10 protein-coding genes and 3 rRNA genes are annotated in these 19,969 nt (G+C 66.1%); 8 read left to right on the forward strand and 5 right to left on the reverse strand.

Going from position 1 to position 19,969, the window contains the following annotated elements:
• Nucleotides 1-5: 5 nt before the first annotated feature.
• Complete coding sequence (locus ACQEVG_RS13130; RefSeq protein WP_432981775.1) at nucleotides 6-842, reverse strand: M15 family metallopeptidase; 837 nt, start codon at nucleotides 840-842, stop codon at nucleotides 6-8.
• A 60-nt stretch (nucleotides 843-902) separates the two neighbouring features.
• Between ACQEVG_RS13130 and ACQEVG_RS13135 the strand changes: the two genes are divergently transcribed.
• Nucleotides 903-1,406, forward strand: coding sequence for an NUDIX domain-containing protein (locus ACQEVG_RS13135; protein WP_432981778.1), 504 nt, complete (start codon nucleotides 903-905; stop codon nucleotides 1,404-1,406).
• Nucleotides 1,407-1,562: 156 nt separating this feature from the next.
• Here the strand turns inward: ACQEVG_RS13135 and ACQEVG_RS13140 are convergent, their stop codons facing one another.
• Together ACQEVG_RS13140 and ACQEVG_RS13145 are read right to left on the reverse strand one after the other, a co-directional pair.
• The gene (locus ACQEVG_RS13140) at nucleotides 1,563-2,657 is read right to left on the reverse strand and encodes a M20 family metallopeptidase (protein ID WP_432985321.1); all 1,095 of its coding nucleotides are present in this window, start codon (nucleotides 2,655-2,657) and stop codon (nucleotides 1,563-1,565) included.
• A 99-nt stretch (nucleotides 2,658-2,756) separates the two neighbouring features.
• A complete protein-coding gene (locus ACQEVG_RS13145; RefSeq protein WP_432981781.1) occupies nucleotides 2,757-5,117 on the reverse strand; it encodes a glycoside hydrolase family 31 protein in 2,361 nt (786 codons plus the stop codon).
• 217 nt (nucleotides 5,118-5,334) lie between these two features.
• Here ACQEVG_RS13145 and ACQEVG_RS13150 point away from each other — a divergent pair, with 217 nt between their 5' ends.
• Both ACQEVG_RS13150 and ACQEVG_RS13155 read left to right on the forward strand, forming a co-directional pair.
• Nucleotides 5,335-7,323, forward strand: a complete 1,989-nt coding sequence (locus ACQEVG_RS13150; protein ID WP_432981784.1) for an acetoacetate--CoA ligase — start codon at nucleotides 5,335-5,337, stop codon at nucleotides 7,321-7,323.
• A 241-nt stretch (nucleotides 7,324-7,564) separates the two neighbouring features.
• Entirely contained in the window at nucleotides 7,565-8,533 is a 969-nt protein-coding gene (locus tag ACQEVG_RS13155) for a hypothetical protein (protein ID WP_432981787.1), read from the forward strand.
• Between the two features lie 71 nt (nucleotides 8,534-8,604).
• Here the strand turns inward: ACQEVG_RS13155 and ptsP are convergent, their stop codons facing one another.
• Nucleotides 8,605-10,275, reverse strand: a complete 1,671-nt coding sequence (gene ptsP, locus ACQEVG_RS13160; protein WP_432981790.1) for a phosphoenolpyruvate--protein phosphotransferase — start codon at nucleotides 10,273-10,275, stop codon at nucleotides 8,605-8,607.
• 76 nt (nucleotides 10,276-10,351) lie between these two features.
• Complete coding sequence (locus tag ACQEVG_RS13165) at nucleotides 10,352-10,807, reverse strand: PTS sugar transporter subunit IIA (RefSeq protein WP_432981793.1); 456 nt, start codon at nucleotides 10,805-10,807, stop codon at nucleotides 10,352-10,354.
• Nucleotides 10,808-11,381: 574 nt separating this feature from the next.
• On the opposite strand from ACQEVG_RS13165, the gene ACQEVG_RS13170 reads away from it, so the two are divergent.
• The 5 genes from ACQEVG_RS13170 (at nucleotide 11,382) to ACQEVG_RS13190 (ending at nucleotide 19,891) form a co-directional block, all read left to right on the forward strand.
• Nucleotides 11,382-12,907 (forward strand): 16S ribosomal RNA (locus ACQEVG_RS13170).
• Nucleotides 12,908-13,211: 304 nt separating this feature from the next.
• Nucleotides 13,212-16,335: ribosomal RNA gene (locus tag ACQEVG_RS13175) — 23S ribosomal RNA — on the forward strand.
• An 81-nt stretch (nucleotides 16,336-16,416) separates the two neighbouring features.
• Nucleotides 16,417-16,533: ribosomal RNA gene (gene rrf / locus ACQEVG_RS13180) — 5S ribosomal RNA — on the forward strand.
• The 16S, 23S and 5S rRNA genes sit together here, the layout of an rRNA operon.
• A gap of 142 nt (nucleotides 16,534-16,675) precedes the next feature.
• Nucleotides 16,676-17,284: a CDP-alcohol phosphatidyltransferase family protein gene (locus tag ACQEVG_RS13185; protein ID WP_432981796.1), complete on the forward strand. Its 609-nt coding sequence runs from the start codon at nucleotides 16,676-16,678 to the stop codon at nucleotides 17,282-17,284.
• A 111-nt stretch (nucleotides 17,285-17,395) separates the two neighbouring features.
• Nucleotides 17,396-19,891 carry a sugar phosphate nucleotidyltransferase gene (locus ACQEVG_RS13190; protein ID WP_432981799.1) on the forward strand — a complete coding sequence of 832 codons (2,496 nt, stop codon included), beginning with the start codon at nucleotides 17,396-17,398 and terminating at the stop codon, nucleotides 19,889-19,891.
• Nucleotides 19,892-19,969 lie beyond the last annotated feature (78 nt).

A 19,969-nucleotide genomic window follows, 5' to 3' on the forward strand; every position in this document is an offset into this window, starting at 1 on the left:
ATACGTCAGAAGTGTGCCACGGATCGGTGATTTCCGGCGACCGACCGCGAAGAGACGGGGAAGTCGAAGAAGGTGCCCGGGAACGGCTCCGGCTTGTAGGTGAAGTGCCACCACTCCTCAGGCAGATTCACGAAGCCGAGCGCGCTCAGCGTGCTCTTGAGGAGCTGCCGGTTGGTGCGCTGCTCGCCCTGGATCCTGGGGTCGTCGGTGTGTGACAGCGTGTCGAAGCAGTCGAAACCGGTCCCCATGTCCACGGAATTGTCCGGAAAGCGCGCGGACTTGGGCGCGTAGCAGGGGATGAGGGGCTCCCCCGGGATGTACGGCCTGGTCGGCAGTGCCGGGAGCTTGACGATGGTGAGGTCGACCGTGCTGCCACGGCTGTGCCCGGACTTCTCGGCGATATAACCGTCCGCGAACAGACGTGATTTGTCGACGTGTGGATAGACCTCCTTCTTCAGGGCTTCGTCATCGAGGTCCTTGGCCCACCGTACGAAGTGGTCGACGGCCCGCTGGGGCCGGTAACAGTCGTACACCTTCAGCGAGTAGCCCTGCCGCAGCAGTGCCTGCTGCGCCCGGTGCAGTGCCTGCGCGGCAGGCAGCGTGAGGATGCAGAGCGGCTGGCGATAGCCGTCGATCCGCGCTCCCACGAAGTTGTGCGGGGTGGTGTAGCGCATCTCCTGAATGATCGTCCGGTCCACGCTGCGCAGCGCCACGAACTCACGGGGGGCCGTGGGCTCCGAGTGGGCCCGGGCGGCCGGGGCCGCGGCGGTGGACGCGGTGACGGCGAGCAGGGCGGCGGCCGTCGCGACGAGGGTGCGGAATGCGGAAGCAAGTCCTGTCATGTGCACACCGTCTATCAGTTCCCGGCCCCGCGGGAAAGGGTGATCGGATACAGTCCGCGCGTGCCCAAGGATTCCCACTGCGGCAACTGCGGAGCGTCGTACGGCCCGGTCACGGACTGGCCCCGCACCTGCGCGGCCTGCGGTGACACCGCCTACCGCAATCCACTGCCCGTCGCCGTCGCGCTACTGCCCGCGCGGGCGGCGGACCGACCCGGACTGGTCGTCATCACCCGCACGATTGACCCCGGACGCGGAGGCGTCGCGCTGCCGGGCGGCTTCATCGACCATGCCGAGGACTGGCAGCAGGCGGTCGTCCGGGAGCTCAAGGAGGAGACCGGCATCGAGGCGTCACCCGACGAGGTCCGCCTCGCGGACGCCCTCAGCTCCCCGGACGGCCACTTGCTGCTGTTCGGCCTGCTGCCGGAACGGGACGCTGCGGCACTCCCGACCCCGTCCCCGACGAACGAGACGACGGGCTGGCATGTGCTGCACGCGCCGGCGGAGTTGACGTTCCCGCTGCACACGATCGCGGCAAGGCGATGGTTCGAGGGTTGGTACGGCTGAGAGATCGCGCGGATGGGTCAGGCGCATCGGCTGGGTCGGGTGTCCCAGCGGTGGCTGGTCCAGGCTTGGGCCAGTAGCCGGCAGTCGATGAGCGAGTCTTGGTGCTGGCAGATCGCGACCTCGCGTGACTCACGGGTCGCGCATGCTCTCGCGCTCCTATGTGTTCCGAATCGCGTTGACCAGTCCAGCAACAAGGTTCGCCCGCTCGGCCATGGCTTCGATCACCAGGTACTCGTGGTCGGCGTGGGCACCGCCCCCGACTGCTCCAAGGCCATCAAGTGTTGGCACCCCCAGTGCGGCCGTGAAGTTGCCGTCGCTTCCACCGCCGACTGCCTTGCCTTCGAGGTCAGGAAGCAGTTGCTTGGCCACCGCATAGAGCTCGGCCGACGCCGACTCGGGCATCGGAGGGCGGCTGATGGCTCCCTGCACCGCGATCTCCGCCTCATCGAGATGTGGAACCAGCGCCGCGAACGCGGATTCGATTCGTTCTTTCTCGCCGGCCGACTCGACCCGGACGTCGACGATGACAGTCGCCTCCGCGGGAACGACGTTGTCCAGGGTTCCTGCGGCCGCGACGGTCGGGGTAACAGTCGTGCCCATGTCGGGTCGACCAAGCGCTGCGATATCCAGTACCTGGTGTGCTGCCTCGATCAGGGCGTTGACCCCGGCTGCGGGCTCAAGGCCTGCGTGCGACGCCCGGCCCGCGACAGAGACTTGGAACGTGCCACAGCCTTTACGGCCGGTCTTCAGAGCTCCGCCGTCTGCGGCGCCCTCGAACACAAGTACTGCGCCGCAAGCAAGGGCTCGTTCTTCGATGAGAGCTCGAGAGGAGCGGGAGCCGACCTCTTCGTCGGCGGTCACCAGGATCTCGACGCCTGCCCGGTCATCGAGCGCCGCCAGGCCATGAACGGCCTGTACCAGACCGCCAAGCATGTCAAAGACCCCGGGGCCGGTCGCATGCCCGTCTTCGACCCTGAACGGGCGGCGTTCAAGGGTGCCGAGCGGAAACACCGTGTCATGGTGACCGAGGATCAGGACCTTGGGATCGCCACCGGCTGACCAGTGGACGTGCGGCCCGGCTTCGCTCTCAACGAGGCTGGCCTGCCCGCCAAGGCGGCTCTCGATGAGAGCGGCGACAGCTTTGGCCGATGCCGTCAAGGCGTCGAGATCGCGCGATGGTGACTCGATTTCGACGAGTGTCCTGAGGTCCTCAATCATCGCGTCAACACTCACATCGACGGTCTTGTGCATCGTCACGTCGCAAGCGTACTTGGTACGCCGTGACGGAATGTTCGTCAGCCGGGCCACGGCACCCCGCACCCCGCGGACGCCCGCGCCCGGTCCGCCGCCCTAGCCCTCCGCCCCCAACCCTCGCACCCTCACCCGCCAGCGAGGCGGCCCCGAGCCCTCGGGCTTCTTGTGCTTCACCACGACCCGGCCGTCCACCAGACGCGTCGTGTACCGCTCCACCTGCGCCGCCTCCCAGCCGTCGCCGACGTCCGGGACCACCAGCCCGCCGCCCTTGCGTCCCTCCGCGGGTGCCCAGACCTCCAGTTCCATCGCGCCGTCCGCGCCCCGCACCGGAATCACCGCACCGCCCCGTGCCAGCACCGGGATACGTGACAGGGGCGCGTCCACAAGCACCTGCCCGGGGCCGTCGTACGCCCGCTCCGTCGCCGTGTCGTACCACCGCCCCCGCGGCAGCCGCACCGCCCGCCGGTCCGTGCCGGGCTCCAGCACCGGCGCGACCAGCAGCGCGTCCCCGAGCAGAAACGCGTCCTCGCAGTCGCGCAGCACCCTGTCCTGTGGGGAGCCCCACCACAGCGGCCGCGCATAGGGCGCCCCGGTCAGCCGGGCCAGGTGCGCCAGCGTGACGAAGTAGGGGAGCAGCCGCTCCCGTTCGGCGAGCGCGGCCCTCGCATGGGCCAGCACCTCGGGCCCGAATTCCCACGGCTCCCTGCGCCCGGCGTCGATCGCCGCATGCGTACGGAACAGCGGCAGCTGTGCCCCCAGCTGGAACCAGCGCAGAAACAGCTCGGGCGACGGGCTGCCGTCGAAGCCGCCGATATCGGGACCGGAGTACGGCACCCCGCACAGCCCGAGCCCCAGCACCAGCGAGAGCGAGGCGCGCAGCCCCGGCCAGCCGGTGGACACATCGCCGGACCAGGTGCCCCCGTACCGCTGCATACCCGCCCAGCCGGAGCGGGAGAAGAGGAACGGCCGTTGCTCGGGACGCAGCCGCCGCAGCCCCTCGTACCCCGCACGCGCCATCGCGAGGCCGTACAGATTGTGCGCCTCCCGGTGGTCGCCGCCCTTGCCGTCCAGCGCGTGCCGGGCGGACCGCGGCAGCGTCATGTCGCCGAAGGGGGTGAAGGACACCGGCTCGTTCATGTCGTGCCACACCCCGGAGAAACCCTGCGCGAGCCGCTCCGCGTACTGCTCGCCCCACCACCGGCGCACCGCCGGATCGGTGAAGTCCGGGTAGACGCAGTCGCCCGGCCACACCACGCCCCGTACCTCCCGTCCCTCCGTGTCCCGCACGAACGCCCGTGCCGCGGTCCCACTGTCGTACACCGCGTTACCGCGCTCCGCCTTCACCGCCGGGTCGACGATCGAGACCAGGCGCACCCCCTCTTCGCGCAGCTCCTTCGCCATCCCGGGCAGGTCGGGGAAGCGCTCCCGGTCCACGGTGAAGACCTGAAACGCGTCGTAGTGGTCGATGTCGAGATGGACCGCGGACAGCGGCAGCTCCCGTCCCCGGTAGCCGGCCACGATCCGGCGCACTTCCCGCTCGCTGCCGAACCCCCACCGCGCGTGCTGCGGGCCGAGCGCCCAGGACGGTGGCACCGCGGGCGGACCCGTCAGCCCGGTCCAGCCACGCAGCACCCGCGCCGGCGTGCCCACCACCACCCAGCAGCGCAGCGGCCCGCCGTCCATACGCACCTCGCTGGTGCCGGGCCGGTCGTGTCCGGAGCCGGCGCCCTCCTCGCCCTCCCGCAGGGTGACCCGCCCGTCCCAGGAGTTGTCGTGGAAGGCGAGATGGGTGCCCGCGTCGGCCACCACCAGCTGGACCGGCATGGTGATGTACAGCGGATCGTCGTCGGGGCCGAAGGCGCCGCGGGGGTCGGTGTTCCACAGCCGGTAGCTGCCGTCCCGCAGGCGGGGACCGGACGCCCGGCCGCCGAGCCCGAAGAAGCGTGCGTCCGCGGGCACTTCGGTCCGCTGCACCCACCGCGCCGACCCGCCCCGCACCGGCTCCCACCAGCGCGGCGGCAGATCCCGGCGCAGCACGACACCCCCGGGCGTGCGGATCTCCACGGCGCCGTGCCGGGACACCTCCACCGTCACCCGCTCCGACACGACGCGCCAGCCGCCGTCCTTGTCGGGTTCCAGCTCGGCCCGCGGGTCCGGCTCCGGAGGTGCGCCTGCGAGGGCGTACGAGGGCTTGGGCCCGGCGCCGTCCCAGCCCCAGAAGACCGCGCCGCCCGCCGTGACCTGGATAAGCAGCTCAGAACGGGCGAACCGGACGATCCCGCCCCCCGGCAGCGGCTCGGCCCCGCTCACCAGCCCCGGCACTCTGGCCCGCTCCGCCCCTCTCGACGGCAACCCCCGGGCGTCGGTCCGCCGCTGCCGCCAGGCCGAGCGTGCCGCGCGTACCCCCTGCACCGTTGCGAAGATCCTCAGCGAGCGCACCAGACCACGACCGTTCATGCAGCTCAGCCTGCCATCCGGCGGAGCTTGCGTGGGGTCTGTTCAACTCCCGTTCACCCGTGGTGAGACCACATATTCCAGGGCCCGACCATGGGTGGGGAGCCCTGGTGCGAAAGACGATCACATGGCATCGTCCCTGTCAGCCGTGTCACGCGCACACCCCGCACGTGCGCGCGACACACGCAGACACCGCGTAGAGCCACCCGGGAGCCGCCCCATGACCTCAGCAGCGAACCCTGCCCCCCTGTGGCAGCCGGACCCCGAGCGCATCGCCGCCGCCCGGATCACCGGCTTCCAGGCCTGGGCCGCCGAGCGCCACGGGGCCCCCGCCGAGGGCGGCTACGCGGCGCTGCACCGCTGGTCCGTCGACGAGCTCGAGACCTTCTGGCAGGCGGTCGCCGAGTGGTTCGACATCCGGTTCTCCACTCCGTACGAGCGCGTCCTCGCCGATCCCGCCATGCCCGGGGCCCGGTGGTTCCCCGGCGCCACCCTCAACTACGCCGAGCACGCGTTGCGAGCTGCCGAGGACCGCCCCCACGATCCGGCACTGCTCCATGTGGACGAAACACATGAGCCGACCCCGATCAGCTGGTCCGAGCTCCGCCGCCAGGTGGGCGCGCTCGCCGCCGAACTGCGCGCTCTCGGCGTACGCCCGGGGGACCGGGTCAGCGGCTATCTGCCCAACATCCCGCAGGCCGTCACCGCTCTGCTCGCCACCGCGGCCGTCGGCGCGGTGTGGACCTCCTGCGCCCCCGACTTCGGCGCCCGCAGCGTCCTCGACCGCTTCCAGCAGGTCGAGCCCGTCGTCCTGTTCACCGTCGACGGTTACCGCTACGGCGGCAAGGAGCACGGCCGCACCGAGACCGTAACCGAGCTCCGCCGCGAACTTCCCACCCTGCGCGCGGTGATCCACATCCCGCTGCTCGGCACCGAGGCCCCCGAGGGCGCACACGACTGGTCGGCGGTCACCTCCGGTGACACGGAGCCCGTCTTCGAACAGGTCCCCTTCGACCATCCCCTGTGGGTCCTCTACTCCTCCGGCACCACGGGCCTGCCCAAGGCCATCGTCCAGTCGCAGGGCGGCATTCTGCTGGAGCACTTCAAGCAGCTCGGCCTGCACAACGACCTCGGCCCCGAGGACCGCTTCTTCTGGTACACCTCGACCGGCTGGATGATGTGGAACTTCCTCGTCTCCGGCCTGCTCACGGGCACGACGGTCGTCCTGTACGACGGCAGCCCGGGCTTTCCCGACACCGGCGCCCAGTGGCGTATCGCCGAGCGCACCAAGGCCAACCTCTTCGGCACCTCGGCGGCGTACGTCATGGCCTGCCGCAAGGCCGAGGTGCACCCGTCCCGGGACTTCGACCTCTCCCGGATCAAGTGCGTCGCAACCACCGGCTCCCCGCTCCCGCCCGACGGCTTCCGCTGGCTCCACGACGAGGTGGCGGACGACCTGTGGATCGCCTCGGTCAGCGGCGGCACGGACGTGTGCAGTTGCTTCGCCGGCGCGGTGCCCACCCTGCCCGTACACATCGGCGAACTCCAGGCCGCCAGTCTCGGCACGGATCTCCAGTCCTGGGACCCCCAGGGCAAGCCGCTCATCGGGGAGGTCGGCGAACTGGTCGTCACCAACCCCATGCCCTCCATGCCGATCCGGTTCTGGAACGACCCGGACGGCAGCCGCTACCGCGACAGCTACTTCGAGATGTTCCCCGGCGTCTGGCGGCACGGCGACTGGATCACGATCACCGACCGAGGCTCCGTGATCATCCACGGCCGCTCCGACTCCACCCTCAACCGCCAGGGCGTACGGATGGGCTCGGCCGACATCTACGAGGCCGTCGAACGCCTCCCCGAGATCCGCGAATCGCTGGTCATCGGCCTGGAGGAGCCCGACGGCGGCTACTGGATGCCGCTCTTCGTACACCTCGTCGAAGGCGCCGCCCTCGACGACGCGCTGCGCACCCGCATCAGGAAGACGATCCGCGAGCAGCTCTCGCCGCGCCATGTCCCGGACGACATCATCGAGGTCCCGGGCGTCCCGCACACACTGACCGGCAAACGCATCGAGGTCCCGGTGAAGCGCCTCCTCCAAGGCACGGCCCTGTCCAAGGCGGTCAACCCCGGCTCGGTGGACAACCTCGAACTGCTGCGCTTCTACGAGAACCTGGCGCGCACTCGAACCTCAAGCCCGGCGGACGACTGAGGCAATCAAGCCCATCCGGCCGGCCTGGGTCCGCGCCGCGAAGCCGGCGCGCGGGGTCCGAGGCGGACCCCCGAATCAAGCGCGTCCGGCGTTTGAGGACCGGGTCTGGGGCGGAGCCCCGGTTCGGGAAGGGGCGGTAGGGCAACAGGCCCGCAGCGGGCGCACCCGCCCCGCCAAAGCCCATTGTCAGTGCCGTCGATTACGGTGAGTCACCAGTAGTCAACAGCGCCCAGGGGGAGAAATGGCGTACATCAAGCAGCCCAGGCAGCCCAAGCGACCCAGGTCGGTCAAGCACTCCAAGCCGTCCAAACAGTCCAGCCGTCAGCGGCCCAGGAGCGACGCGGCCCTGCGGCGCACCCTCCGCCGCGAAGTCCCCAGCACCGTAGGCATCCTGGCCGACGAGCGGGACTTCACCGCGATGCGGCAGTACCGCACCTTCACCTTCGACGACCACCCGAGCTACCTCCGGCAGATCGAAGCCCTGCTCAAAACCCTCGCCACCGGCCAGCTCCACACCACCGTCGCCCTCTTCGACCCCGACGACTTCGCCGAGTACTGCGCAGAAGCAGGCCTCGACCCGGACGCCGCCGCGAGCCGCAGCCACTACACCGCCGAAATCGCCGGCCGCGGCGCCAGCCTGAGGTACACGGGACAGCCGCTCGACGGCCTGCTGCCGCAGCTCATCAACAAGGCAGTCCGCCAGGCCACTTGGGAGTACGCGACGATGCTCCTCGCCGACCTCGGTGAGTGCGCCGACTGCGGCCAGGACATCGGCCGCGCCGCCTTCGACCGGGCATCGCGCATCCTGATGCGACTGCTCGAAGTGGCCGGACGAGGCAGACACCACCTCGTCTGCAGCGTCCCGGCCCCCGACGAACAGCTCCTCGCCGTCCTCCACGCGGAGGAAGCCACGGACGCGCCCGCCCGCCTGGACGCGTCGGAGGCGGCGGAGTTCGTCACCGTCCTCGCGACAGGGATCGCACTGGAGACAGCCGGGGGAGTGGTTCTCCGTACGACCACCGACGAAGCCCCGGACCACCTCCACGGCTGGCGGCTCCACCAGGGCCGACTGCTCCCGCTCACCGCGGGCGAGGTGTTCAGCGCCTACTGCACCGACGCCGGCACCGGCGAACCACTGTCCCCCGAGCCCGGCGTCGAGTACTGCGCGGGCTTCGACATCACCACCGACGACCCGGAAAACCACCACTGAACGCCGATGGGGGCTTCCCACCGTCCCGGCGGGAAGCCCCCATCGATCACCTACTGCCCACGGCGCAACGGCTACTCGCCGGAGAGCACCGCCTGGGCGGCGACCCGCGCCTCTTCGGCGGTGTCCGTGGCACGCGCCGCGGCGGCAGCCCGCTCGCACTGGGCAAGCGAGTACTTCGCCAGCGTCGCCCGCACATACGGAATCGACGCCGCACCCATCGAAAGCGAGGTCACACCGAGACCGGTGAGCACACAGGCAAGCAGCGGATCGGAGGCAGCCTCACCACACACACCACAGCTCTTGCCCTCGGCCTTCGCGGCCTCGGCCGACAGCGCCACCAGATCCAGCAGCGCCGGCTGCCAAGGGTCCTGCAGCCGGGAGACCGCGCCCACCTGACGGTCGGCGGCGAAGGTGTACTGCGCGAGGTCATTGGTGCCCAGCGACAGGAACTCCACCTCCTGCAGGATCGAACGCGCCCGCAGAGCGGCGGACGGGATCTCCACCATCGCGCCGAACTTCGCCTGCAGCCCGGCCTCACGGCACGCGTCGGCGAACGCCTTCGCGTCCGTACGGTCCGCCACCATCGGGGCCATGACCTCGAGGTACACCGGAAGCCCCTCGACGGCCTTGGACAGCGCCGTCAGCTGGGTACGGAGCACATCGGGGTGGTCGAGCAGCGTGCGCAGCCCGCGCACACCCAGCGCGGGGTTCGGCTCGTCGGCCGGAGTCAGGAAGTCGAGCGGCTTGTCCGCGCCGGCATCCAGCACCCGCACGACCACCCGGCCCTCGGGGAAGGCCTCGAGCACCTTGCGGTACGCCTCGACCTGCTTCTCCTCCGACGGCGCCTGCTTGCTGTCGTCGAGGAACAGGAACTCCGTACGGAACAGCCCGACACCCTCGGCACCGGCCTCGACCGCGGCCGGCACATCGCCGGGGCCGCCGACATTGGCCAGCAGCGGCACCTTGTGCCCGTCGGAGGTCGCACCCGGCCCACTGGAGGCGGCCAGCGCGGCCTTGCGCTCCGCCGCGGCCCGCTCAAGCTCACTGCGCTTCTCGTCGCTCGGCCCGACGAAGATCTCACCGGTGCTGCCGTCGACCGCGATCAACGTGCCCTCGGCCAGCTCGCAGGCACCCGGCAGCGCAACCACCGCGGGGACCCCGAGAGCCCGCGCCAGAATCGCGCTGTGGCTGGTCGGCCCACCCTCCTCGGTGACAAAACCGAGCACCAGCGTCGGGTCGAGCAGCGCCGTGTCCGCCGGTGCGAGATCCCGTGCGATCAGTACATACGGCTCGTCACTGTCCGGCACCCCCGGCATCGGCACACCCAGCAGCCGCGCCACAATCCGGTTCCGCACGTCGTCCAGGTCCGCGACGCGTCCGGCCAGATACTCACCCGCATTTGCCAGGAGCGCCCGGTACGCGGCGAACGCGTCGTACACCGCACGCTCGGCAGTGCTGCCGACGGTGATGCGCCGCTCCACGTCGGCCATGAGCTCCGGGTCCTGCGCCATCATGGCCTGCGCCTCGAGCACGTGCTGTGCCTCGCCACCCGCCAGATTGCCGCGAGCAATCAGATCCGCCGCCACAGCCTCGACGGCCTGACGGGCGCGCCCCTGTTCGCGCTTCGCATCCTGTGGCGGTATCTGCTTGGCCGGCGGTTCCAGAACCGCCGTGCCCATGTGCCGAACCTCGCCGATCGCCACACCGTGGCTTACGCCGACGCCTCGCAGCGTTGTCTCCATTTGACCCGTCTCCCTTTGAGCGACGGCCCGTGCCGCCGCGATGGATGTCCCACTCGCCGCCACAGCGGCGTCGGCGTCACTGCCAGCTGAAGAGCTCGTCGCCGGCCTTCACGTCGCCGTCCTCACGGACGCCGGAGAGGGAGTCGGCCGTGGCCTCGAGTGCCACGATCGGGCAGATGGGGGACTTGCCGGCGATCTCGACGTCCGACGGGTTCCAGCGGACCACGGCCTGTCCCCGCTGAACCGTGTCGCCCTTGTTGACGAGAAGCTCGAAGCCCTGGCCATTGAGCTGAACGGTGTCGATACCGAGGTGCGTCAGCACACCGCGCCCTTGACCGTCGACGACGACGAAGGCGTGCGGGTGCAGGGAAACGATGACGCCATCAACGGGGGCGACGGCCTCCTGCGCCTCACGGACGGGATCAATAGCGGTGCCGGGACCGACCATCGCACCGGAGAACACCGGGTCCGGCACGGCCGCGAGTCCGATGGCACGTCCAGGAAGAGGGGACGTGACTGTGGTCGTGGTCATGGAGCCTCCCAGGGGTGGAGCTTCGTGAGTCGCCGTCGCTGTCAGACCCGGACGGCGCGCTGTTCAGAAGGGTAAATCATGAGATGTCCCAGTTCCGCACGACAGTTACCAGTTGGCGGACCTAGGGGTGCACCGGAAACGATTTGCCTCAACTCCCGGCGCCAGGTACTGTCGTACCCCTGCCTGGCCCCAACGCGACATTGAGTCGAGGGTCGGCAGCGCCCATCAAGCCGAGATCCTAACTGGTCTACACCTCTGCATGCTCGCAGGGCGGTGGTCAGGAGGAGCGAAAAGGCCTGATAGAGTTTGGAAACACCGAAGGGAAGCGCCCGGAGGGCCCGATGAAAAGGGTCTGAAGGAAGCGTCCGTTCCTTGAGAACTCAACAGCGTGCCAAAAGTCAACGCCAGATATGTTGATACCCCGGCCTGTTTCGGCAGGTTCGAGGTTCCTTTGAAAGTCCTACCGGCCTGTGTGGCGGGTAGGCATTGACACAGCGAGGACGCTGTGAACGGCCGGTCTTATTCCGACTGGTTGTTCCGCTCTTGTGGTGTTCATCCCGATGACGGGAAAACATTCATGGAGAGTTTGATCCTGGCTCAGGACGAACGCTGGCGGCGTGCTTAACACATGCAAGTCGAACGATGAAGCCCTTCGGGGTGGATTAGTGGCGAACGGGTGAGTAACACGTGGGCAATCTGCCCTTCACTCTGGGACAAGCCCTGGAAACGGGGTCTAATACCGGATATCACCTTCCGAGGCATCTCGGGGGGTTGAAAGCTCCGGCGGTGAAGGATGAGCCCGCGGCCTATCAGCTTGTTGGTGGGGTGATGGCCTACCAAGGCGACGACGGGTAGCCGGCCTGAGAGGGCGACCGGCCACACTGGGACTGAGACACGGCCCAGACTCCTACGGGAGGCAGCAGTGGGGAATATTGCACAATGGGCGAAAGCCTGATGCAGCGACGCCGCGTGAGGGATGACGGCCTTCGGGTTGTAAACCTCTTTCAGCAGGGAAGAAGCGAAAGTGACGGTACCTGCAGAAGAAGCGCCGGCTAACTACGTGCCAGCAGCCGCGGTAATACGTAGGGCGCAAGCGTTGTCCGGAATTATTGGGCGTAAAGAGCTCGTAGGCGGCTTGTCACGTCGGTTGTGAAAGCCCGGGGCTTAACCCCGGGTCTGCAGTCGATACGGGCTAGCTAGAGTGTGGTAGGGGAGATCGGAATTCCTGGTGTAGCGGTGAAATGCGCAGATATCAGGAGGAACACCGGTGGCGAAGGCGGATCTCTGGGCCATTACTGACGCTGAGGAGCGAAAGCGTGGGGAGCGAACAGGATTAGATACCCTGGTAGTCCACGCCGTAAACGTTGGGAACTAGGTGTTGGCGACATTCCACGTCGTCGGTGCCGCAGCTAACGCATTAAGTTCCCCGCCTGGGGAGTACGGCCGCAAGGCTAAAACTCAAAGGAATTGACGGGGGCCCGCACAAGCAGCGGAGCATGTGGCTTAATTCGACGCAACGCGAAGAACCTTACCAAGGCTTGACATATACCGGAAAGCATTAGAGATAGTGCCCCCCTTGTGGTCGGTATACAGGTGGTGCATGGCTGTCGTCAGCTCGTGTCGTGAGATGTTGGGTTAAGTCCCGCAACGAGCGCAACCCTTGTTCTGTGTTGCCAGCATGCCCTTCGGGGTGATGGGGACTCACAGGAGACTGCCGGGGTCAACTCGGAGGAAGGTGGGGACGACGTCAAGTCATCATGCCCCTTATGTCTTGGGCTGCACACGTGCTACAATGGCCGGTACAATGAGCTGCGATGCCGCGAGGCGGAGCGAATCTCAAAAAGCCGGTCTCAGTTCGGATTGGGGTCTGCAACTCGACCCCATGAAGTCGGAGTTGCTAGTAATCGCAGATCAGCATTGCTGCGGTGAATACGTTCCCGGGCCTTGTACACACCGCCCGTCACGTCACGAAAGTCGGTAACACCCGAAGCCGGTGGCCCAACCCCTTGTGGGAGGGAGCTGTCGAAGGTGGGACTGGCGATTGGGACGAAGTCGTAACAAGGTAGCCGTACCGGAAGGTGCGGCTGGATCACCTCCTTTCTAAGGAGCACTTCTCACCAGGTCTTCGGGCCTGGTCAGGGGCCAGAACACCGGCGAGTGTCCGGTGCTGGTTGCTCATGGGTGGAACGTTGACTATTCGGCACGGTTTCAGGGCTTCACTAGTACTGCTTCGGCGTGGAACGTGAGAGTCAGGGGATCGTGCCGGGCGCGCTGTTGGGTGTCTGAGGGTACGGACTGCGGTCCCTATCTTCGTGATGCCGGCCCCAGTGAACTCTGCCTCAGGGCGGGGGTGGTGGGTGGCTGGTCGTTGCTTGAGAACTGCACAGTGGACGCGAGCATCTGTGGCCAAGTTTTTAAGGGCGCACGGTGGATGCCTTGGCACCAGGAACCGATGAAGGACGTGGGAGGCCACGATAGTCCCCGGGGAGCCGTCAACCAGGCTTTGATCCGGGGGTTTCCGAATGGGGAAACCCGGCAGTCGTCATGGGCTGTCACCCGCTGCTGAACACATAGGCAGTGTGGAGGGAACGAGGGGAAGTGAAACATCTCAGTACCCTCAGGAAGAGAAAACAACCGTGATTCCGGGAGTAGTGGCGAGCGAAACCGGATGAGGCCAAACCGTATGCGTGTGATACCCGGCAGGGGTTGCGCATGCGGGGTTGTGGGATCTCTCTTTCACGGTCTGCCGGCTGTGAGACGAGTCAGAAACCGTATAGGTAGGCGAAGGACATGCGAAAGGTCCGGCGTAGAGGGTAAGACCCCCGTAGCTGAAATCTATGCGGCTCGTTTGAGAGACACCCAAGTAGCACGGGGCCCGAGAAATCCCGTGTGAATCTGGCGGGACCACCCGTTAAGCCTAAATATTCCCTGGTGACCGATAGCGGATAGTACCGTGAGGGAATGGTGAAAAGTACCGCGGGAGCGGAGTGAAATAGTACCTGAAACCGTGTGCCTACAAGCCGTGGGAGCGTCGCTGTTGTTCTTCGGAGCAACAGTCGTGACTGCGTGCCTTTTGAAGAATGAGCCTGCGAGTTTGCGGTGTGTTGCGAGGTTAACCCGTGTGGGGAAGCCGTAGCGAAAGCGAGTCCGAACAGGGCGGTACAGTAGCGCGCTCAAGACCCGAAGCGGAGTGATCTAGCCATGGGCAGGTTGAAGCGGAGGTAAGACTTCGTGGAGGACCGAACCCACCAGGGTTGAAAACCTGGGGGATGACCTGTGGTTAGGGGTGAAAGGCCAATCAAACTCCGTGATAGCTGGTTCTCCCCGAAATGCATTTAGGTGCAGCGTCGTGTGTTTCTTGCCGGAGGTAGAGCACTGGATAGGCGATGGGCCCTACCGGGTTACTGACCTTAGCCAAACTCCGAATGCCGGTAAGTGAGAGCGCGGCAGTGAGACTGTGGGGGATAAGCTCCATGGTCGAGAGGGAAACAGCCCAGAGCATCGACTAAGGCCCCTAAGCGTACGCTAAGTGGGAAAGGATGTGGAGTCGCAGAGACAACCAGGAGGTTGGCTTAGAAGCAGCCACCCTTGAAAGAGTGCGTAATAGCTCACTGGTCAAGTGATTCCGCGCCGACAATGTAGCGGGGCTCAAGCGTACCGCCGAAGTCGTGTCATTCCAGCATGAGGGCCAACGCCCGCTGGGATGGGTAGGGGAGCGTCGTGTGCCGGGTGAAGCAGCCGCGGAAGCGAGTTGTGGACGGTTCACGAGTGAGAATGCAGGCATGAGTAGCGATACACACGTGAGAAACGTGTGCGCCGATTGACTAAGGGTTCCTGGGTCAAGCTGATCTGCCCAGGGTAAGTCGGGACCTAAGGCGAGGCCGACAGGCGTAGTCGATGGACAACCGGTTGATATTCCGGTACCCGCTTTGAAACGCCCAGTATCGAGCCCATTAATGCTAAGGCCGTGAAGCCGTCCTGGAGCCTTCGGGTGAAGGGGAGTGGTGGAGCCGCCGGTCCAAGGTGGTGGTAGGTAAGCGATGGGGTGACGCAGGAAGGTAGTCCAGCCCGGGCGGTGGTTGTCCCGGGGTAAGGGTGTAGGACGCAGGGTAGGCAAATCCGCCCTGCACATAGTCTGAGACCTGATGCCGAGCCGATTGTGGTGAAGTGGATGATCCTATGCTGTCGAGAAAAGCCTCTAGCGAGTTTCATGGCGGCCCGTACCCTAAACCGACTCAGGTGGTCAGGTAGAGAATACCGAGGCGTTCGGGTGAACTATGGTTAAGGAACTCGGCAAAATGCCCCCGTAACTTCGGGAGAAGGGGGGCCATCACTGGTGATCCGGTTTACTCGGTGAGCTGGGGGTGGCCGCAGAGACCAGCGAGAAGCGACTGTTTACTAAAAACACAGGTCCGTGCGAAGCCGTAAGGCGATGTATACGGACTGACGCCTGCCCGGTGCTGGAACGTTAAGGGGACCGGTTAGTCACATTTCGGTGTGGCGAAGCTGAGAACTTAAGCGCCAGTAAACGGCGGTGGTAACTATAACCATCCTAAGGTAGCGAAATTCCTTGTCGGGTAAGTTCCGACCTGCACGAATGGCGTAACGACTTCTCGACTGTCTCAACCATAGGCCCGGTGAAATTGCACTACGAGTAAAGATGCTCGTTTCGCGCAGCAGGACGGAAAGACCCCGGGACCTTTACTACAGTTTGATATTGGTGTTCGGTTCGGCTTGTGTAGGATAGGTGGGAGACTGTGAAGCTTGGACGCCAGTTCAGGTGGAGTCGTCGTTGAAATACCACTCTGGTCGTGCTGGATGTCTAACCTGGGTCCGTGATCCGGATCAGGGACAGTGTCTGATGGGTAGTTTAACTGGGGCGGTTGCCTCCCAAAGGGTAACGGAGGCGCCCAAAGGTTCCCTCAGCCTGGTTGGCAATCAGGTGTTGAGTGTAAGTGCACAAGGGAGCTTGACTGTGAGACCGACGGGTCGAGCAGGGACGAAAGTCGGGACTAGTGATCCGGCGGTGGCTTGTGGAAGCGCCGTCGCTCAACGGATAAAAGGTACCCCGGGGATAACAGGCTGATCTTCCCCAAGAGTCCATATCGACGGGATGGTTTGGCACCTCGATGTCGGCTCGTCGCATCCTGGGGCTGGAGTCGGTCCCAAGGGTTGGGCTGTTCGCCCATTAAAGCGGTACGCGAGCTGGGTTTAGAACGTCGTGAGACAGTTCGGTCCCTATCCGCTGTGCGCGTAGGAGTCTTGAGAAGGGCTGTCCCTAGTACGAGAGGACCGGGACGGACGAACCTCTGGTGTGCCAGTTGTCCTGCCAAGGGCATGGCTGGTTGGCTACGTTCGGAAAGGATAACCGCTGAAAGCATCTAAGCGGGAAGCCTGCTTCGAGATGAGGACTCCCACCCCCTTTGAGGGGTTAAGGCTCCCAGTAGACGACTGGGTTGATAGGCCAGATGTGGAAGCCCTGTAAGGGGTGGAGCTGACTGGTACTAATAGGCCGAGGGCTTGTCCTCAGTTGCTCGCGTCCACTGTGTATGTTCTGAAGTAACGAACTCGCCCTTTTGGCCGGCTGGAGTTCACTATTTTCATAGAGTTTCGGTGGTCATTGCGTTAGGGAAACGCCCGGTTACATTCCGAACCCGGAAGCTAAGCCTTTCAGCGCCGATGGTACTGCAGGGGGGACCCTGTGGGAGAGTAGGACGCCGCCGAACAATTATTGTGGGGAAGCCCCGCACCTTCTGGTGCGGGGCTTTTCTGCGTTCAGGACGGGTTCTACCCCTGTGCATGCGCCGACGATGGCTGAGGGTAGGGTCAGGAGGCATCGTTGGCACGTTCCACACAGGAGGCCCTCGGGTGGAGGTCCAGGAGACCCGCGTTCAGACGGACCGGGTACTCACCATCCCCAACATCCTCAGCATGGCGCGCCTGGCCGGTGTGCCGCTCTTCCTGTGGCTGATTCTCCGCCCCGAGTTCGGGGGGCCCAAGAGCGATGGCTGGGCATTGCTCGTGCTGATGCTGAGCGGCGTCAGTGACTATCTCGACGGCAAGCTTGCCCGGCGCTGGAACCAGATCAGCCGTCTCGGGCGGCTTCTGGACCCCGCCGCCGACCGTCTGTACATCCTCTCCACCCTTGTCGGGCTGACCTGGCGGGAGATTCTGCCCATCTGGCTCACCGCGGCCCTATTGGCCCGGGAGCTGATGCTGCTGGTGATGGTGGGAATCCTCCGTCGGCACGGCTATCCGCCGCCGCAGGTGAACTTCCTGGGCAAGGCGGCCACCTTCAACCTGATGTATGCCTTCCCGCTGCTCCTCCTCAGTGACTCAAGTGGGTGGCTTGGGTCACTGGCTGCTATTTTCGGATGGGCGTTCGCGGGATGGGGTACAACTCTCTATTGGTGGGCAGGGATCCTCTACGTGGTCCAGGTCCGCCGACTCGTCAAGGCGGATGCAGCGGCCGATTGACCTCGTCGATGCGGCGCCCTGCGGAGTTGCAGGCGCGCATGACGCCAGAGGGCCTCTTTGGACGGGTGAAGTCGGCTGGACCGTCGTCTCTTCAAGGAGGACGCTTCCGACATGAAGGCCGTCGTGATGGCCGGTGGCGAAGGAACCCGACTTCGCCCCATGACTTCGAGCATGCCCAAGCCGCTCCTGCCGGTGGCCAACCGACCGATCATGGAGCATGTGCTGCGGCTGCTCAAGCGGCATGGACTCAATGAGACCGTCGTAACCGTGCAGTTTCTCGCCTCACTGGTCAGAAACTACTTCGGAGACGGCGAAGAGCTCGGGATGGAGCTCACCTATGCCAACGAGGAGAAGCCACTCGGCACAGCGGGGAGCGTGAAGAACGCCGAGGAAGCGCTGAAGGACGACGCATTTCTGGTCATCTCCGGTGATGCGCTCACCGACTTCGACCTCACCGATCTGATTTCCTTCCACAAGGAGAAGGGCGCACTGGTCACGGTATGCCTGACCAGGGTGCCGAATCCGCTGGAATTCGGCATCACCATCGTGGACGAACACGGTAAGGTCGAGCGCTTTCTGGAGAAGCCGACCTGGGGCCAGGTCTTCTCGGACACGGTGAATACGGGCATCTATGTGATGGAGCCCGAGGTATTCGACTATGTCGAGGCCGATGTCCCGGTGGACTGGTCCGGAGATGTCTTCCCGCAGCTCATGAAGGAAGGCAAGCCGATCTACGGCTATATCGCGGAGGGCTACTGGGAGGACGTCGGCACGCACGAGAGCTATGTGAAGGCCCAGGCCGATGTCCTGGAGGGCAAGGTCGATGTCGAACTCGACGGCTTCGAGATCTCTCCTGGTGTGTGGGTCGCCGAAGGCGCGGAGGTCCATCCGGACGCCGTGCTGCGAGGTCCGCTCTACATCGGGGACTACGCAAAGATCGAAGCCGGTGCCGAGATCCGCGAGCACACCGTCGTCGGCTCCAACGTGGTCGTCAAGAGCGGCGCCTTTCTCCACAAGGCCGTCATCCACGACAACGTCTACATCGGAGAGCACTGCAATCTCCGTGGCTGTGTGATCGGCAAGAACACCGACATCATGCGGGCCGCGCGCATCGAGGACGGCGCCGTGATCGGTGACGAGTGCCTCGTGGGCGAAGAATCGATCATCCAGGGCAATGTGCGGGTCTACCCCTTCAAGACCATCGAGGCCGGCGCCTTCGTCAACACCTCGGTCATCTGGGAGTCGCGGGGCCAGGCGCATCTCTTCGGCGCCCGCGGCGTGACCGGGATCCTCAATGTCGAGATCACGCCGGAGCTTGCGGTGCGGCTGGCCGGCGCGTACGCCACCACCCTCAAGAAGGGGGCCACGGTCACGACGGCCCGTGACCACTCCCGCGGCGCGCGTGCGCTCAAGCGGGCCGTCATCTCGGCGCTGCAGACCAGCGCCATCGACGTACGGGATCTGGAGAATGTGCCGCTGCCCGTCGCGCGGCAGCAGACCGCACGAGGCAGCGCCGGCGGCATCATGATCCGTACGTCTCCCGGTGTGCCGGACTCCGTCGACATCATGTTCTTCGACGAGCGCGGGGCGGATCTCTCGCAGGCCGGGCAGCGCAAGCTCGACCGCGTGTACGCGCGCCAGGAATACCGGCGGGCGTTCCCGGGCGAGATCGGGGATCTGCACTTCCCCTCCAGCGTGTTCGACTCGTACACCGGATCTCTGCTGCGCAACGTCGACACCTCCGGGGTCGCCGAGTCGGGCATGAAGATCGTCATCGACGCGTCAAACGGCAGCGCCGGGCTTGTGCTCCCCAGCCTGCTCGGACGGCTCGGGGTGGACGCTCTCACGATCAACCCCGGGCTTGACGAGTCGAGACCGACCGAGTCGGCCGACACACGCCGGTCCGGTCTGGTGCGGCTCGGCGAGATCGTTGCCTCGGCGCGGGCGGCCTTCGGAGTGCGCTTCGACCCCGTGGGCGAGCGGCTCTCCCTGGTCGACGAGCGGGGCCGGATCGTCGAGGACGATCGCGCGCTGCTGGTGCTCCTCGACCTGGTCGCGGCCGAGCGTCGCAGCGGGCGAGTGGCGCTGCCCGTGACGACCACGCGTATCGCCGAGCAGGTGGCCGCGTACCACGGCACGCAGGTGGAGTGGACGACCACGTCGCCGGACGATCTGACCCGGGTGGCGCGCGAGGAGACGACGATCTTCGGCGGTGACGGCCGGGGCGGCTTCATCGTGCCGGAGTTCAGCAGCGTCTTCGACGGCGCGGCGGCGTTTGTTCGGCTGGTCGGGCTGGTGGCCCGTACCCAGCTCACGCTCAGCCAGATCGACGCCCGGATCCCGCGCGCGCATGTGCTGAAGCGTGATCTTGCTACGCCCTGGGCGGTCAAGGGGCTCGTCATGCGGCGGGTCGTCGAGGCGGCCGGGGACAGGGACGTGGACACGACCGACGGCGTGCGGGTGGTCGAGCCCGACGGCCGCTGGGTGATGGTGCTGCCCGATCCCGCGGAGGCGGTCACTCATTTGTGGGCAGAGGGACCGGACGACGCTTCGGCCCAGGCTCTGCTCGACGAGTGGGCCGCCGTCGTGGACAGCGCAGGTCACTGACGTGTGACCGGTGTGCCGGAAGTTGTCTGCGGGCGGCTTCCGGCACACCGGTGGGGCCATTCGGCGGCAACGCCCGCG

The organism is Streptomyces sp. CA-135486 (genome assembly GCF_050936555.1).
In the GTDB taxonomy this organism is placed as follows: Bacteria; Actinomycetota; Actinomycetes; order Streptomycetales; family Streptomycetaceae; genus Streptomyces.

Coding starts and splice junctions, on each gene's coding strand:
- ACQEVG_RS13140 (WP_432985321.1), bottom strand. CDS start 2,657: ATGCACAAGACCGTCGATGTGAGTGTTGACGCGATGATTGAGGACCTC.
- ACQEVG_RS13190 (WP_432981799.1), top strand. CDS start 17,396: ATGAAGGCCGTCGTGATGGCCGGTGGCGAAGGAACCCGACTTCGCCCC.
- ACQEVG_RS13130 (WP_432981775.1), bottom strand. CDS start 842: ATGACAGGACTTGCTTCCGCATTCCGCACCCTCGTCGCGACGGCCGCC.
- ACQEVG_RS13145 (WP_432981781.1), bottom strand. CDS start 5,117: ATGAACGGTCGTGGTCTGGTGCGCTCGCTGAGGATCTTCGCAACGGTG.
- ACQEVG_RS13165 (WP_432981793.1), bottom strand. CDS start 10,807: ATGACCACGACCACAGTCACGTCCCCTCTTCCTGGACGTGCCATCGGA.
- ACQEVG_RS13150 (WP_432981784.1), top strand. CDS start 5,335: ATGACCTCAGCAGCGAACCCTGCCCCCCTGTGGCAGCCGGACCCCGAG.
- ACQEVG_RS13155 (WP_432981787.1), top strand. CDS start 7,565: ATGGCGTACATCAAGCAGCCCAGGCAGCCCAAGCGACCCAGGTCGGTC.
- ptsP (WP_432981790.1), bottom strand. CDS start 10,275: ATGGAGACAACGCTGCGAGGCGTCGGCGTAAGCCACGGTGTGGCGATC.